This is a genomic window from Jiella endophytica (assembly GCF_004519335.1).
In the GTDB taxonomy this organism is placed as follows: domain Bacteria; phylum Pseudomonadota; class Alphaproteobacteria; order Rhizobiales; family Rhizobiaceae; genus Jiella; species Jiella endophytica.
The window spans coordinates 836,889-851,342 of sequence record NZ_SOZD01000001.1; the positions used below are offsets into that span (position 1 = coordinate 836,889).

At 66.4% G+C, this 14,454-nt stretch carries 9 protein-coding genes; 5 read left to right on the forward strand and 4 right to left on the reverse strand.

Annotation, left to right across the window (positions count from 1 at the left end):
* Positions 1–244: 244 nt before the first annotated feature.
* Together E3C22_RS03930 and tyrS are read left to right on the forward strand one after the other, a co-directional pair.
* Positions 245–919, forward strand: a complete 675-nt coding sequence (locus E3C22_RS03930; protein ID WP_134760399.1) for an alpha/beta hydrolase — start codon at positions 245–247, stop codon at positions 917–919.
* Between the two features lie 93 nt (positions 920–1,012).
* Positions 1,013–2,263 (forward strand): tyrosine--tRNA ligase, encoded by a 1,251-nt coding sequence (gene tyrS / locus E3C22_RS03935; RefSeq protein ID WP_134760401.1) that lies wholly within the window; start codon positions 1,013–1,015, stop codon positions 2,261–2,263.
* 301 nt (positions 2,264–2,564) lie between these two features.
* Here the strand turns inward: tyrS and E3C22_RS03940 are convergent, their stop codons facing one another.
* Positions 2,565–5,765 carry a hypothetical protein gene (locus E3C22_RS03940; RefSeq protein WP_134760403.1) on the reverse strand — a complete coding sequence of 1,067 codons (3,201 nt, stop codon included), beginning with the start codon at positions 5,763–5,765 and terminating at the stop codon, positions 2,565–2,567.
* Between the two features lie 253 nt (positions 5,766–6,018).
* On the opposite strand from E3C22_RS03940, the gene E3C22_RS03945 reads away from it, so the two are divergent.
* From E3C22_RS03945 to E3C22_RS03955, 3 genes are all read left to right on the forward strand, one after another.
* Positions 6,019–6,495 carry a peroxiredoxin gene (locus tag E3C22_RS03945; protein WP_134760405.1) on the forward strand — a complete coding sequence of 159 codons (477 nt, stop codon included), beginning with the start codon at positions 6,019–6,021 and terminating at the stop codon, positions 6,493–6,495.
* Between the two features lie 5 nt (positions 6,496–6,500).
* Entirely contained in the window at positions 6,501–7,331 is an 831-nt protein-coding gene (locus E3C22_RS03950; protein WP_134760407.1) for a ferritin-like domain-containing protein, read from the forward strand.
* A gap of 155 nt (positions 7,332–7,486) precedes the next feature.
* The gene (locus tag E3C22_RS03955; RefSeq protein WP_167591621.1) at positions 7,487–8,791 is read left to right on the forward strand and encodes a M23 family metallopeptidase; all 1,305 of its coding nucleotides are present in this window, start codon (positions 7,487–7,489) and stop codon (positions 8,789–8,791) included.
* 72 nt (positions 8,792–8,863) lie between these two features.
* Here the strand turns inward: E3C22_RS03955 and prfB are convergent.
* From prfB to E3C22_RS03970, 3 genes are all read right to left on the reverse strand, one after another.
* Positions 8,864–9,992 (reverse strand): peptide chain release factor 2 gene (prfB, locus tag E3C22_RS03960; protein ID WP_134760411.1). Its coding sequence is split into 2 segments (ribosomal slippage): positions 8,864–9,922 and positions 9,924–9,992, totalling 1,128 coding nucleotides; the frame shifts between segments, so codons are not numbered across the junction.
* A 152-nt stretch (positions 9,993–10,144) separates the two neighbouring features.
* Entirely contained in the window at positions 10,145–12,592 is a 2,448-nt protein-coding gene (locus E3C22_RS03965; protein WP_134760413.1) for a penicillin-binding protein 1A, read from the reverse strand.
* 339 nt (positions 12,593–12,931) lie between these two features.
* Positions 12,932–14,158 (reverse strand): N-acetylmuramoyl-L-alanine amidase, encoded by a 1,227-nt coding sequence (locus E3C22_RS03970; RefSeq protein WP_167591622.1) that lies wholly within the window; start codon positions 14,156–14,158, stop codon positions 12,932–12,934.
* Positions 14,159–14,454: the final 296 nt, after the last annotated feature.

Sequence of the window (14,454 nt, forward strand, 5' to 3'; positions counted from 1 at the left end):
GAATGCTTCTAAAGTGAAGTTTACGGACCGGGTCTGGTCTCGTCAAGCGCGGCACTGTTGGAGCCAATTTGGCATGTGGAACTCGTTCGCGGCAACCGCCAGATCGGCTGGCGGCTCGAAATCGCCTCGCGAATGAAGGCCTGCCGGCCGTCTACGGTTCCGCCGATCAACGCGGAGCCCTGGGTGGCGGCGCGCGAATGCCAGAACCGGACCAGGCGGCGCGTCCGCTGAGAGAGAGTATGATATGCCCGAAGTGATCTTCAACGGCCCGGCTGGGCGCCTGGAAGGCCGGTATCAGGCCGCTAAGGAAAAGAACGCCCCGATCGCGATCGTGCTGCATCCTCATCCCCGCTTCGGCGGCACGATGAACAACCAGATCGTCTACCAGCTCTTCTACATGTTCGTGGAGCGCGGCTTCACCACGCTGCGCTTCAATTTCCGCGGCATCGGCCGCAGCCAGGGCGAGTTCGACCACGGCACCGGCGAACTGTCGGATGCGGCCTCGGCGCTCGACTGGGTGCAGAGCCTCCACCCGGATTCCAAGCAGACCTGGGTGGCCGGCTATTCCTTCGGCTCCTGGATCGGCATGCAGCTGTTGATGCGCCGCCCGGAGATCGAGGGCTTCCTGTCGATCGCGCCGCAGCCGAACTCCTACGACTTCTCCTTCCTCGCCCCCTGCCCGTCCTCCGGCCTGATCATCCACGGCGCCAAGGATCGGGTGGCGCCGCCGCGCGACGTGCAGACCCTCGTCGACAAGCTGAAGACCCAGAAGGGCATCGTCATCACCCAGAAGACGATGGACGAGGCCAACCACTTCTTCACCGACCAGACCGACGAGCTGATCGGCGAATGCGCCGACTATCTTGACCGGCGGCTGGCCGGCGAACTCTCCGATCCACGGCCGAAGCGGCTGCGCTAGGACACGCGCCCGGCAGCGCCGGGGCGCTCGCAATCGACCGAAAACGTGCTCGCGGGGCGCCAGCCGCGAGCCGATCCACAGGACCTCGCATCCATGACCGGCTTCAAGTCCGAGTTTCTGAAGACCCTTGCCGAGCGCGGCTTCATCCACCAGGTGTCGGACGAGACCGGGCTGGACGATCTGTTCCGCACCGAGACGGTCACCGCCTATGTCGGCTACGACGCCACCGCGACGAGCCTCCACATCGGCAATCTGATCTCCGCGACGATGCTCTACTGGCTGCAGGAGACCGGCCACCGGCCGATCGCGCTGATGGGCGGCGGTACCTCGATGGTGGGCGATCCGTCCTTCCGCGACGAGCAGCGCAAGCTGCTGACGCCCGAGGCGATCGACCAGAACATCGACAGCATCAAGCGGATCTTCGCGCGGATCCTGAAGTTCGGCGACGGGCTCACCGATGCAATCATGGTCAACAATGCCGACTGGCTGATGAAGCTGAACTATGTCGAGTTCCTGCGCGACGTCGGCCGGCATTTCTCGGTCAACCGCATGCTTTCCTTCGATTCGGTGAAGCTGCGGCTCGACCGCGAGCAGTCGCTGTCATTCCTCGAATTCAACTACATGATCATGCAGGGCTACGACTTCGTCGAGCTCTCCCGCCGCTACGGCTGCCGGCTGCAGATGGGCGGCTCCGACCAGTGGGGCAACATCATCAACGGCGTCGATCTCGGCCATCGCATGGGCACCCCGCAGCTCTATGCGCTGACGACGCCGCTGCTCACCACCTCCTCTGGCGCCAAGATGGGCAAGACCGCCTCCGGCGCCGTCTGGCTGAACGAGGACGTCTTCAGCGCCTATGACTTCTGGCAGTACTGGCGGAACACAGAGGATGCCGATGTCGGCCGCTTCCTGAAGATCTTCACGCGGCTGCCGCTCGACGAGATCGCCAGGCTCGAGGCGCTGGGCGGCTCGGAGATCAACGAGGCGAAGAAGATCCTCGCCACCGAGGCGACGGCGATCGTCCATGGCCGCGAGGCGGCCGAGGCTTCCGCCGAGACGGCCCGCAAGACCTTCGAGGAAGGCGCCCTCGCCGACACGCTGCCAACGATCACCGTGCCCGCCTCCGAGCTTGCCGCGGGCACGGGGCTTCTGGCGCTGGTCGTCCAGGCCGGGCTCGCGGGCTCCAACGGCGAAGCCCGCAGGCATGTCCAGGGCGGCGCCGTCAGGGTCAATGACGAGCCGGTCTCCGATCCCCGCGCCACCATCGGCGAGGCGGACCTGAAGGACGGCGTCGTCAAGCTGTCGGTCGGCCGCAAGAAGCATGTGCTGGTAAGGCCGGAGTAGGTTTTCGCGGCGGCATCCAAGTCGCGGGGCTGTTGCCGGAGACAACGGCGAAAAGCGATCTGCATGCATCCCAGCTTCGTCATCCCGGCCGCCGAGCCGGGCCTCAGCGTCAGAGCTTTGCCTCGTTGCAAGAAGAAGCGTGTGGAACTGCACTCTTGGAGCAGTTCCAGCGATTTGGATTGGATCCCGGGTCAAGCCCGGGATGACGAGGCGTTGAAGTCTCGCTCGGTCTGCTGCGAAGGCATTCGAAGTCGGCGGGTCTCCAGTTAGAGATCGGTCGCCCGCCTTTGGCCTTCAGCCCTTAATACTCAAAAATCCGCCGGAAGATGCCGGGAGCGATCAGCGAGATCGGATTGACCACCAGAGTGGGATTGGCGAGCGTACCCTCCAGCCGGTAGGTGATGCCGATCAGTCCCCCCTCGCCGCCATTGCCGAGCACCGGCCCGACAAAGGGCAGCGCGCCGAACAGCCGGTTGACGCCATAGGCCGGCATGAAGGATCCGGCCATGTCAATCTGCCCCGACGGATCGATCAGCGTTCCCGAAAAGCTCGAACCGAAGACCGGGCCGCGGATGATCCCGTCGTCGACGACGAGGCGCCCGCCCTGCCAGCGCAGGTTCGCCCGGGCGATGTCGAAGAAGGCGTTGGCGACGGGCAGATCCTTGCCGAGCCGCGCCGCCAGGCTGTCGGAGCTCTGCCGCGCGGTGCCGACGAGGCTGCGCAGCCGCTCCTCGTCGACCAGGGTGAAATTGCTGAGAGAGACGCGGCCGGCAAAGGCGTCGCCGCGGCTGGCAAGGCCGAGCTTGAGCCTGCCGTTGCGCATCTTGCCGTAGAGCCCGGAAAAGCGCAGCAGCGCGCCGGTGTCGGCGGTTTCGAGCCGCATGGCCGGACCGTCCGTCGCTCCGGGGCGGAACGCCATCGTCACCGTTGCACCGCGGATGGTCGCATCGAGCGAGGCGGCACGGACGCGGTCTTCGGCGGCCTCGTAGCGGATCTCGGCATTCTGCAGGACCTCGTCGCCGAAGCCGCGCAGCTGCTCCGCCGAGATTTCGACGATCAGCCGTCCCTTGCCGTCGGCTTCGCCATCCGGGCTGCCGGCAAGGCTGCCCTGCAGCGCTGCGAGGATCGGCCGGGCGTCGATGCTGTTCGCGGCGACGCGGATGCCGAGGCCGCCGTCGATCCGGGTCAGCCGCGCCGAGACCGAATCGTCGCGGTTGAGCGCCAGCGAATTGAGGACCAGCGATTTCAGCCCCGCCCCGTCGAGCACCGCCGAGCCGGTGGCGGAGAAGCCCTCGCCCTTGAGGACGGCATTCCGGACATGGGTCACGCCGCCATCGGCAACGACGTCGAAGGTCATCGTCCCAGGTACGCCGGCACTCTTCGACCAGCCGATCGCCGGCAGGCGGATGGCGGCGTTCGACAGATCCGCCGTCGCCGCGAAGCTCTCCTTGCCGCGCAGGAGCTCCACCGTGATGACGCCGCCCAGCATGCGGGCGAGCGGCGGGGAAAGATGCGCGATCGCCGCCTCGTCGAGCCGCGCGTCGATCTTCAGCGAGGCGTCGCCCACCGGTTCGGCGCCGATCGGCTGGGTGAAGTTGACCGTCGCGGGAATATCGTCGATGCGGCCGCTGAACTCGCCCATGGCGCTGCCCTCGGCGATCATCGCGGTGCCGTTGAGATCGGCAAAGTGCCGCCCGTCGATCGGCTTTTTGACGTCGACATCGTGAAGCTCGGCGATGACCGACCAGTTCAACCCGCTGACCACCGGCTTGCTCGTGCCGGGCGGCGCGCCGGCAAGATGAAAGCCGACACCGACGCCGATCTTCACCTTGCCGGCGACATCCTCCGGCCGCCAGTCCTTCGCCTCCTCGGCCATTGCCGGCTGGCGCTCGGCGAGTTCGACGATCTGCGCCGCCGGGCCTTCGACATTCAGCGAGAGAGCCGCGTCCATGCCGTCGCCTGCATGCTGGAAATCGAGGTTCGAAGGCATCACCGCGACGTCGGCACTGCCCTCCACCGCGGCCTTTTCGAGATCGATGACGACATGATCGCCGCGATGGCGGACCTTCCCCGAAGCGGCGGAAAGGTCGGGCATGTCGTCGAGGGTGCTGAAGGCGCCCCCGCTGAACGTCACATCGAGAGCGAACTCGTCCTCGCGCATCGGCGTATGGGGATGGACCACCTCGAGAAGCCGTTCCACCGTCAGGTCCAGCCCGAGCGACGCGGTATCAAACCGTCCGGCCTTCAGATGCTCCAGCGCCCAGGCGCGCGGCTCTTCGGCGAGGAAGAACGGCCAGAAAGCCATCAGGTCGTTCCCGTCGATCGCCTCGCCGCTGATCTTTGCCGTCAGCCGGTCCGCCGGGCCGAAGCCGCCGAGATCGGCAACGGCGCTCAGCCGGCCTTCAGGCAGGGAAAACTGCGCATCCTCGACATGGATGCTGCCCCGGCCCGGATCGATGACGCCGTTCGAGGTGAAAAGTGCCTCGCGCTCGACGGGCGAACCCGCGGCAAGGCTGGCGATGCGCGAGACGAGACGGTTGGAGGCCAGCCGAAACGGCAGGCCGGCCTCAGGAGCCGAAAGGTCGAGCTCCCCGGCAAAATCCCCGGAAGCGTCGTTTCCATCGGAAAAATTGGCAGCGATATCAGCAGTTTTTCCGCCTTCGTTGATGTCCGCGGTCAGCTTGCCGTCGATCGTGTGTCCTGCCGGTCGCTCCAGCATCGTCGTCGCGGCGAGACTGAGACGTCTGTCGCGCCCCTCGCCGGTAAGATCGAGGGCGAGCGCCAGCGTCGGCCGTGGGGCGTCTCCCTTGGCGGGGGTCGGCAACATCACTGCGTCGGTCTGCAGCGACAGCGCCTCGAGGCGCGCGGCGTCTTCGGCGATGCTGGCGGTGCCCTCGGCGCGGATCGTCGTGCCACCGGCATCGGCTTCGAGCAGAAGATCGACCGCGCCGCTGCGGCTCTTCTCGATCGACAGCCGGGCGATCCGCGGCGCCGAGGCAACGCCGCCGAGCGGCCCGACATCGCTGATCTCGACCGCCTTCAGCGGCATTGCCGCGACGCTGCCGGCGGCCCGGTCGAGACCAGCATAGATCGCCTCGACGTCAGGCACCGGCACCGGCCCAGTGCCGAACAGCCGGTCGGTGTCGATGCCGAGACTCTTCGCCGTGATCTTTTCGGCCGAAATGTCGCCGGTCAGCGCCGACCAGAGGCTGAAGCCAACGACGAGGTCTCCGGCGGCTGCAACGTGCTTCCGTGTCTCGGCATCTGCGAGCACGACGTCGTGGAAGGTCAGGGTGATCTCGCCGGAGGGGCTGAACCCGATCTGCCGCGACTGAACGGAAATGGTCACATCGGAGGGCAGCAGGCTTGCGGCGAGCGACTGGCTCTGATCGAGAAGGAGCCGGTTACCGAACGGCGTGGCGACGAGAAGGGCGACGGCACCGATGACGAAGACGAGAACGGCCGCGAAGGCGCCGGTCAGGGCTTTGCCGAACAGTCTCATGCCACCGTTCGGCGGCCGGCGCCCGCCCGCCGGGCCATGCCGCACATTTTCCCGCGGCCGGCCACGCGCATGGCCCGCCAGGGTCTTGCCAGCCCCGTTCCTGCCTGCATTTACCAGCTTCCCAACCCGTCCCGGAATGGCATGATGACCGCGCCCGCCGCTCTCTGCAATCGGAAGCGGTCGGCCCCCTGCCGTTTTCCAGCCATTCCGATTCTGATCTCTTTCAATCATCTCAAGTCGAAAGGATGACGCGATGCCGATTTCCGTGGGCGATGAGTGCCCTGACTTCCACTTGCCCGACGACCGTGGCCAATCGGTCTCGCTCGCCGACGTCAAGGGCCGTCCGTTCGTTCTGTACTTCTACCCCAAGGACGACACTTCAGGTTGCACCCGGGAAGCGATCGACTTCAGCGGCCTCGCGGAGGATTTCGCCGCCGCGGGGACGACCGTCTTCGGCGTTTCGCCGGATCCGGTTGAGAAGCACGAAAGATTCCGCGACAAGCACGATCTGTCGGTCCGTCTCCTCTCCGACGAGGACAAGGCGCTGCTCGAAGCCTTCGGCGTCTGGGTGGAGAAGTCGATGTATGGCCGCAAATACATGGGCGTCGAGCGCACCACCGCGCTGATCGGCAGCGACGGCAAGGTCGCGCGGATCTGGCCCAAGGTGAAGGTGCCGGGCCATGCGGCGGAAGTGCTGGAAGCGGCACGCCAGCTTGCAACGAAGGCCTGAGCGTGATGGCCGAGGCTGACATGGGCCAGCCGTCGACGCTGCGCGAGGCGACGACGCGGGCGCTGGCGGCCAGCGATCTCGACGAAAAGGTGCGGCTGACCAATCTCGCTTGCCGGCTCTGGTTCGCCCGCCGCCTCGGCCTCCACTCGGCCACCGATCCGGCCCATCCCGGCCGGCCCGGGCGGCCGGGCGAACCGGAGCTCGTCTCGCCGAAGAAGCTGAAGCGCCGCTCCGTCCATACGCCGGAGGGGCGGATCGTGCTGATCCACGCCCTTGCCCATATCGAGCTCAATGCCATCGATCTCGCCCTCGACATCGTCGCGCGATTCGCTCGCGAGACGATGCCGCGCAGCTTCTTCGACGGCTGGATGACGGTGGCCCTGGAGGAAGCCAAGCATTTCGGCCTGCTCTCTCGCCGGCTTGGCGAACTCGGCTCCCATTATGGCGCGCTGCCCGCCCATGACGGGCTGTGGCAGGCGGTGGAAGAGACCTCCCACGACCTCTCCGCCCGTCTGGCGGTGGTGCCGCTGATTCTGGAGGCGCGCGGCCTCGACGTGACGCCGTCGATGATCGACAAGCTGCTGGCCGTCGGCGACGACGACACCGCAAAAATCCTCGAAATCATCTATCGCGATGAGAAGAAGCACGTCGCCATCGGCGCCAAGTGGTTCCGCTTCCTCTGCGCCCGCCAGAACGTCAACGCCGCCGAACGCTTCGGCGTGCTGGTCCGCCAGAGCTTTCGCGGCGAGATCAAGGCGCCCTTCAACGACCGCGCCAGGGCCGAAGCCGGCCTGACGCCGACCTTCTACCGTTCGCTGTCCCCGCGCTCGCGCTGACGGCGATTTCACCGCCCTCGCCAAGGAAACGTTAACCTTAACGATTTCTAATCGCTGCCGAAGAGAGCCCTTTCGGGCCGCCCACCAAGCGATCGAAGTCGATGCAGGCGAGCAAGCTGACGAGCACCTTTGGCCGGCGCAAAGAGCCCCATACCGTGATCATCGCGAAAGGCGAGCATGTCCGGCATTTCACCGTCGGGCATGGCCGTCTTCTGGTCGGTTCGGCCCTCGCTGCGCTCGTCGTCGCGGCGGCCACCGCCCTTCCCGTTCTGTACGTGCTGGCGACGCCGCAGCCGACCGGCGAGGCCGAGCGCCAGTGGCGCAACCGCAACGAATACGAGCAGCGGATCGCGACGCTCAGGGTCGAACTCGACCGGGCGACGAGCCGCCAGTTCCTCGCCCAGAAGATGGTGGAGAGCAAGGTCGACGTCCTCCTCGACCAGCAGGAACAGCTCGCCGCCCGCTACGAAAAGCTGCAGCCGCTGTTCGAGCGCGCGAAGTCGACCGGCCTTCTCGCAGCGCCGGTGCCCGTCCCCACCCCGAAACCGGTCGAGGACGAGCTGGATCACGGTGCCGCCGCTTCCGATTCGGTCGCCTTCGACGACGAGAGCGGCGACGGGATCGACGACGATGCGCCACCCGCGGCGAACGCCTTCGCTCCGGCGGAACCTGCAGCGACGGACTGGCTGGGCAAGCTGCGCGCCGAGGCGTCGCCGCCCGGCGGCAAGTCGCCTCGCCTTGCCGCCAGCCCAGCTTCGGTCATCTCCGACGAGAGCTTGCGGAAGATCGGCGAGGCGATCAGCGTCGCCGAACTCGGTCAGCTGAGAAACCTCGAAGCCCTTGCCTCGACGGCTCGCGGCCGGGCGGTGCGGATCTCCACGGCGCTGGCGGCTGCCGGGATCAGGGTCGCCGAGGCGGACGACGATAGCCGGGCCACCGGCGGTCCGTTCGAACCGGTGCCCGAAGGCGACGCCTTCGAGCAGACGGTCGCCGAACTCGACGCGGCGCTCGACGAGCTCCAGCGGGTGAGCAGCGTGGCGAGGAAGCTGCCGCTGGAACGGCCGATGCCGTCCGGCGCGATCTCCTCGACCTTCGGCGTCCGGGCCGACCCGTTTCTCGGCCGGAGCGCCTTTCACTCCGGCATCGACTTCGCCGAGCCCTATGGCCGCTCGATCGAGGCGACGGCGCCCGGCACGGTGACCAAGGCGGGCCCCTATGGCGGCTATGGCAATATGGTCGAGATCGACCACGGCAACGGCATCTCGACGCGCTACGGGCACATGTCGAAGATCAGCGTCGCGGTCGGTGACAAGGTGAGCCGCGGCAAGACCATCGGCGCGGTCGGCTCCACCGGCCGCAGCACCGGGCCCCACCTCCACTACGAAGTGCGCCGCGAAGGCAGGGCCGTGGATCCGGCAAAGTTCTTCCGCATCGGCGACCGGATCCGCGGCTTCGGCTGACCTGCTTCAAAACGAAAACAGGCCGGCAATGCCGGCCTGCTCGAAAGTCCTAACCGGGCGCGATAGCGACCCTCAGTCGATGTCTTCCACCTCGACGCTACCGCCATGGACGCGCTGGGCGAGCGCAGCCTCCATGAAGCGGTCGAGATCGCCGTCGAGCACGTCCTGCGGCGTCGTGTGTTCGACGCCGGTGCGAAGGTCCTTCACGAGCTGATAGGGCTGCAGCACATAGGAGCGGATCTGGTGGCCCCAGCCGATGTCGCTCTTCGACGCCGCTTCGGCATTCGCCGCCGCCTCGCGCTTCTCGAGTTCGGCCTCGTAGAGCCGCGCCTTCAGCATGTTCCAGGCGGTCGCCCGGTTCTTGTGCTGCGAGCGCTCCTGCTGGCAGGCCACCACGATGCCCGTCGGGATATGGGTGATGCGCACGGCCGAATCGGTGGTGTTGACGTGCTGACCGCCAGCGCCCGAAGCGCGGTAGGTGTCGATGCGGCAGTCGGATTCGTTCACCTGGATGTCGATCGTGTCGTCGACCACCGGATAGACCCAGACCGAGGCGAAGGAGGTGTGCCGCCGCGCCTGACTGTCATAGGGCGAGATGCGCACCAGCCGGTGCACGCCCGATTCGGTCTTCATCCAGCCATAGGCGTTGTGGCCCTTGATCAGCATGGTGGCGGACTTGATGCCCGCCTCTTCGCCGGCATGCTCTTCGAGAAGTTCGACCTTCATGCCGGAGCGCTCGCCCCAGCGCATATACATGCGCTCGAGCATCTCCGCCCAGTCCTGGCTCTCGGTGCCGCCGGCGCCGGAATGAACCTCGACATAGGTGTCGTTGGTGTCGGCTTCGCCGGAGAGCAGCGATTCGATCTGCCGCTTGTCGACATCGGCGCGGACGGCGCGGATGGCCTTCTCCGCCTCCTCGATGATCGACTGGTCACCCTCCTCCTCGCCCATGGCGATGAGCTCGACATTGTCGTCGAGGGTCTGCGACAGGCCGCGAATGGCGGTGATCGACGTCTCCAGCTGCTGGCGCTCGCGCATCAGCTTCTGGGCCTCGGCCGGATCCTCCCAGATCGAGGGATCCTCGGCTTTCTGATTCAGAAGGTCGAGACGTCTGACGGACTTGTCCCAGTCAAAGATGCCTCCTCAGCAGGCTTATGGCCTGCTTGGTCTCGTCGACGATCGTCTCGATCTCGGCACGCATGCCGCATTCTCCTCAGATGTCTTGCAGAGGCCGGCCGGTCGGCCGGGCCCGCATCGCATGGCAGCGATGGAAGTTCCGCGTCATAAAGGGGGGCGCTTGCCCGCGTCAACATGGCGGGTCTGCGACGTCTTCGCGAAAGTCTGCGGACGGGCTCAGAAGAGCCCGCCGGCGCCCTGCGAAATCGCCTGCTCGGCCTGTTCGGAGACCTGCCCGGTGCCGCCACCGAAGCCGGCGACCTCGTCCTCGCCGATGACCTGGTAGCTGTCGGCCGGGCCGGTGCCGGGCTTGAACGCCTCCATGATCACATCCGAGCCGGAGCCGGAGGCGCGCATGCCGGTCTTGCGGTTGACGGCGATCAGCTCCATGCCCTCGGGAACCTTGAAGTCGACCGGCTTCTTGCCCTTCAAAGCTTCCTTCATGAAGTCGACGAAGACCGGCGCGGCGAGCCCGCCGCCGGTGGCGCCGTGCCCCATCGGGGTGGGGTTGTCGTAGCCGATATAGATGCCGCAGACGAGGTCCGGGGTGAAGCCGATGAACCAGGCGTCCTTCTCGTCGTTGGTGGTGCCGGTCTTGCCGGCGACGGGAACGCCGAGCGCCCTGACGCGGGTCGCCGTACCGCGCTGGACGACGCCCTCCATCATCGAGGTGATCTGGTAGGCGGTCATCGGATCGAGCACCTGGTCGCGCTCGTCGACCAGCTGCGGCTCGGCCTGGCCGTCATATTCGCGGGTGTTGCACTCGGCGCAGAAGCGCTGGTCGTGCTTGTAGATGGTGCGGCCGTAGCGGTCCTGCACCCGGTCGATGAGGGACGGTTCGATCGACCGGCCGCCATTGGCGATCACCGAATAGGCGGTGACCATCCGAAGGTCGGTGGTCTCGCCCGCACCGAGCGCCATCGGCAGGTAGGGCTTCAGATGGTCGTAGATGCCGAAGCGCTCGGCATACTGGGCGACGAGGTCCATGCCCATGTCCTTGGCGAGCCTTACGGTCATCAGGTTGCGGCTCTTCTCGATGCCGAGGCGCAGCGTCGACGGGCCGGCATAGCTGCCGCCGTAGTTCTGCGGCGTCCAGTAGCCGCCGGTGCCGTTGGGGATCGAGATCGGTGCGTCCATGATCACCGAGGCAGGCGTGTAGCCGTTGTCGAGGGCCGCCGAATAAACGAAGGGCTTGAAGGACGAGCCCGGCTGACGATAGGCCTGCGAGGCGCGGTTGAATTCCGACTGGGCGTAGGAGAAGCCGCCGACCATGGCGCGCACGCGGCCGGTCTCCGGCTCCATGGCGACCAGCGCGCCCTGCACCTTCGGTGGCTGGCGAAGCTTGTAACCGTCGCCGTCGTCCTTCTTCTCGACATAGACGACGTCGCCGCGCGACAGGACGTCGTCGGCCGAGCGGACCGAGCCCTTCTTCTCCTTCGTATTCAGTCTCAGCGCCCACTTCATGTCGGACAACGCGATGGTGCCGATCTCGCGCTCGCTTTCGAGCGCGCCTGAGATCGCCCGGTGCGGCTGCAGGCCGACACTGATCCTGTCGGCATTCGCCTCGAGGACGACGGCGAGGCGCCATTCGGGAACGTCGGACAGGGCGTCGATCTTGCCGATCTCGGCGCCCCAGTCGCTGCCGATGTCGATTGAACTGACCGGGCCCCGATAGCCGCGCTTCTCGTCGAAGGAAACGAGGGCGTCCTGCAGCGCCTTGCGCGCCTCCTTCTGGAGAGCGGGGTCGAGCGTCGTGCGTACCGACAGACCGCCCTCATAGAGCGACTTCGAGCCGTAGCGCTGGACGATCTCGCGGCGGACATCCTCGGTGAAATATTCCGACGAGGCGAGATAGGTGCCGGACGGACGCGGATTGACCTCGATGGGCTTTTCCCGGGCGGTCTCGGCCTCTTCCTCGGTGATGAAGCCGTTCTGAGCCATCTGGGAAATCACCCAATTGCGGCGGTCGATCGCGCGGTCGTAGTCGCGGAACGGATTGTAGTTCTCCGGCGCCTTGGGCAGCGCGGCGAGATAAGCCGCCTCTTCGACGTTGAGCTCGGTCACCGACTTGTCGAAATAGGCGAGCGCCGCGGCGGCGATGCCGTAGGACCCCATGCCGAGATAGATCTCGTTGAGATAGAGCTCGAGGATCTTGTCCTTCGAATAGGCCTGCTCGATCCTCAGCGACAGGATCGCTTCCTTGATCTTGCGGTCGAGGGTGCGCTCGTTGGTCAGGAGGAAGTTCTTGGCGACCTGCTGGGTGATCGTCGAGGCGCCCTGCATGCGGCCGCCTTTGGCGATCACCATGACGGCGCGGCCGACGCCCTCGATGTCGATGCCGGGATGCGAATAGAAGTTCTTGTCCTCGGCGGAGAGGAAGGCGTTCTTGACGAGATCGGGGATCGCCTGGATCGGCAGGAAGAGCCGGCGCTGGGTGGCGTATTCGGCCATCAGCTGGCCGTCCGAGGCGTGGACCCGCGTGGTCACCGGCGGCTCGTATTTGGCCAGCACCTGATAGTCCGGCAGCCCCTCGGCCATCCGCTCGACATACCAGGCGACCGCGCCGGCAACGAGGATGAAGAGCACGGACCCTATGCCGAAGAAATAGCCGATCAGTCTGATCATCGAAACTCCGTCCGGACACTGCCCATGCGTCTTGCGCCCATGAACTCCACGCCCGGTCTCTCGAGGGCGATCGCCTCGCCCTGCCCCCTCGGAACGGCATGAGCCGTCCCAGCTCCCCGCTCAGCGCAGCGGGTACAAGTCAGCCATGACCGCAAATTGCGGCAGGCCCATGGATTGTGGCGGATTTTCCGCCATTCGCGCGCGTGAAAGTTGCCGGATTGCCACAGAAAACCGCAATTCTGTCAAGCGCCGCTCAAGCTTCTCCAGTGGTCGGCCCGACGGACGCCTGATGCAACGAATCAAGCCTTCTGCGCAAGAGGCTGAGCCGGCGGGACATTTTCAGTCCTTTGCCTCGGCCGCCTTCAGCGCTTCGGCCTTGCCGCCACGAAAGAAGCGGATGATCGACTCGGCGATCGCCGAGGTCATCTTCTTGCGCCATTCGGCATCGGTGAGAAGCTGCTCGTCCTTGGCGTTCGACAGAAACCCCATCTCGACCAGGACCGAGGGAATGTCCGGCGCCTTCAGGACGCGGAAGCCCGCCGAGCGCTTCGGCCGTTTGATCAGCTCGATGTTGCGCCGGGAAAGGTCGGCGACGAGCGCCGCGGCGAAATGCTCCGAAAAGCTCACCGTCTCGCGGCGCGTCAGGTCGATGAGGATATCGAAGATCTCCGGCGAGCTCTGCTGGAAGCCCTTCGGCGCGAAGCGGTCGGAGGCGTTTTCGTTGGCGGCAATCTGCTGGGACAATTCGTCCGAGGCGTCTTCCGAAAGCGTGTAGACGGTGGCGCCGCGCAGGGTCTTGTAGTGGATCGAATCGGCGTGGATCGACAGGAACAGATCGGCGCCGAGCTTGCGGGCGATCGCCGCCCTGTCGTCGAGCGGGATGAAGGTGTCGTCGTTGCGGGTGAGCTCGGCGTCGACATTCGGATAGGTCTCGAGCACGTCGCGGAGCATCCGGGCGTTTTCGAGATTGACCATCTTCTCCATCGTGCCGGACGGCGACACCGCCCCCTTGTCGTCGCCGCCATGGCCGGGATCGATGACGATCACCAGGCGCTTCGGCCCGGCCTTCTGCGGCGCGGCCCTCGCCCCCTCCTTCTCGCTGGCGCGGTCACCGGCCGCTGCGGTCGCGGCAGGCTTTGCCGGGGCTTGCTGCCCGGGCGGCGCCAACGTCAGCTCGACGATCTCCTTGCCGTCCTCGACACGCTCTGCCACCGCTCCGACCGCCGGCGCCTTCAGCCTGAAGATCACCCGGTAGCGATCGGCGGTGACGAGGCCGTGCCGCACGCCCGCGACCAGACGGTTGTCCGGCAGCGTGTCGAAGGCGACGGCCGGGACCGTATCGTCGAAGTCGATGGCGACGCGATCGGGATTGCCGAGCGCGAAGCTGCGCACACGGGTCTTGCCGGTGAGGGTGAAGCGGACCGACAGCCCTGCCTCGCTGGCCGCAGGTTCGATGGCGGTGATGACGCGCTCGTCGCCGGCACGCGCCGCTCCGGCAGAGAGGCAGGCGGCGACGGACAGGAGGAGAGCGAAGATGAAGGCGGCGATGCGGCGGCCGACGAGCATTCGGTTCTCTTTCCCTATTTCGCGTTGCCCGTGTCGCGACTGCGGCGGGAAGGGGCCATTTTCGCGACGCCGTGGGCATCGACGGGAGACGCCGGCCTTTACCACATGTCGGAGCGCTCGGGCATAGCCCGTAGCCCTGCGAACGCGCGGACGACGATGGCGGCACAGCTCCGCGTCTGCGGCCGACCTGCCATCGGCGCTTCGTCCAACGCCATCGCCGGCGAGGCAGGCGATCTCAAGGCGACGAGCTTCGACCGCAGCCATTTGAAACGACGATTGAACCGCGAGGCTTGTGC

Excerpts from the sequence above, each read along its gene's own strand:
- E3C22_RS03930 (WP_134760399.1), top strand. The coding sequence starts at position 245 with ATGCCCGAAGTGATCTTCAACGGCCCGGCTGGGCGCCTGGAAGGCCGG.
- tyrS (WP_134760401.1), top strand. The coding sequence starts at position 1,013 with ATGACCGGCTTCAAGTCCGAGTTTCTGAAGACCCTTGCCGAGCGCGGC.
- E3C22_RS03940 (WP_134760403.1), bottom strand. The coding sequence starts at position 5,765 with ATGAGACTGTTCGGCAAAGCCCTGACCGGCGCCTTCGCGGCCGTTCTC.
- E3C22_RS03945 (WP_134760405.1), top strand. The coding sequence starts at position 6,019 with ATGCCGATTTCCGTGGGCGATGAGTGCCCTGACTTCCACTTGCCCGAC.
- E3C22_RS03950 (WP_134760407.1), top strand. The coding sequence starts at position 6,501 with ATGGCCGAGGCTGACATGGGCCAGCCGTCGACGCTGCGCGAGGCGACG.
- E3C22_RS03965 (WP_134760413.1), bottom strand. The coding sequence starts at position 12,592 with ATGATCAGACTGATCGGCTATTTCTTCGGCATAGGGTCCGTGCTCTTC.
- E3C22_RS03970 (WP_167591622.1), bottom strand. The coding sequence starts at position 14,158 with ATGCTCGTCGGCCGCCGCATCGCCGCCTTCATCTTCGCTCTCCTCCTG.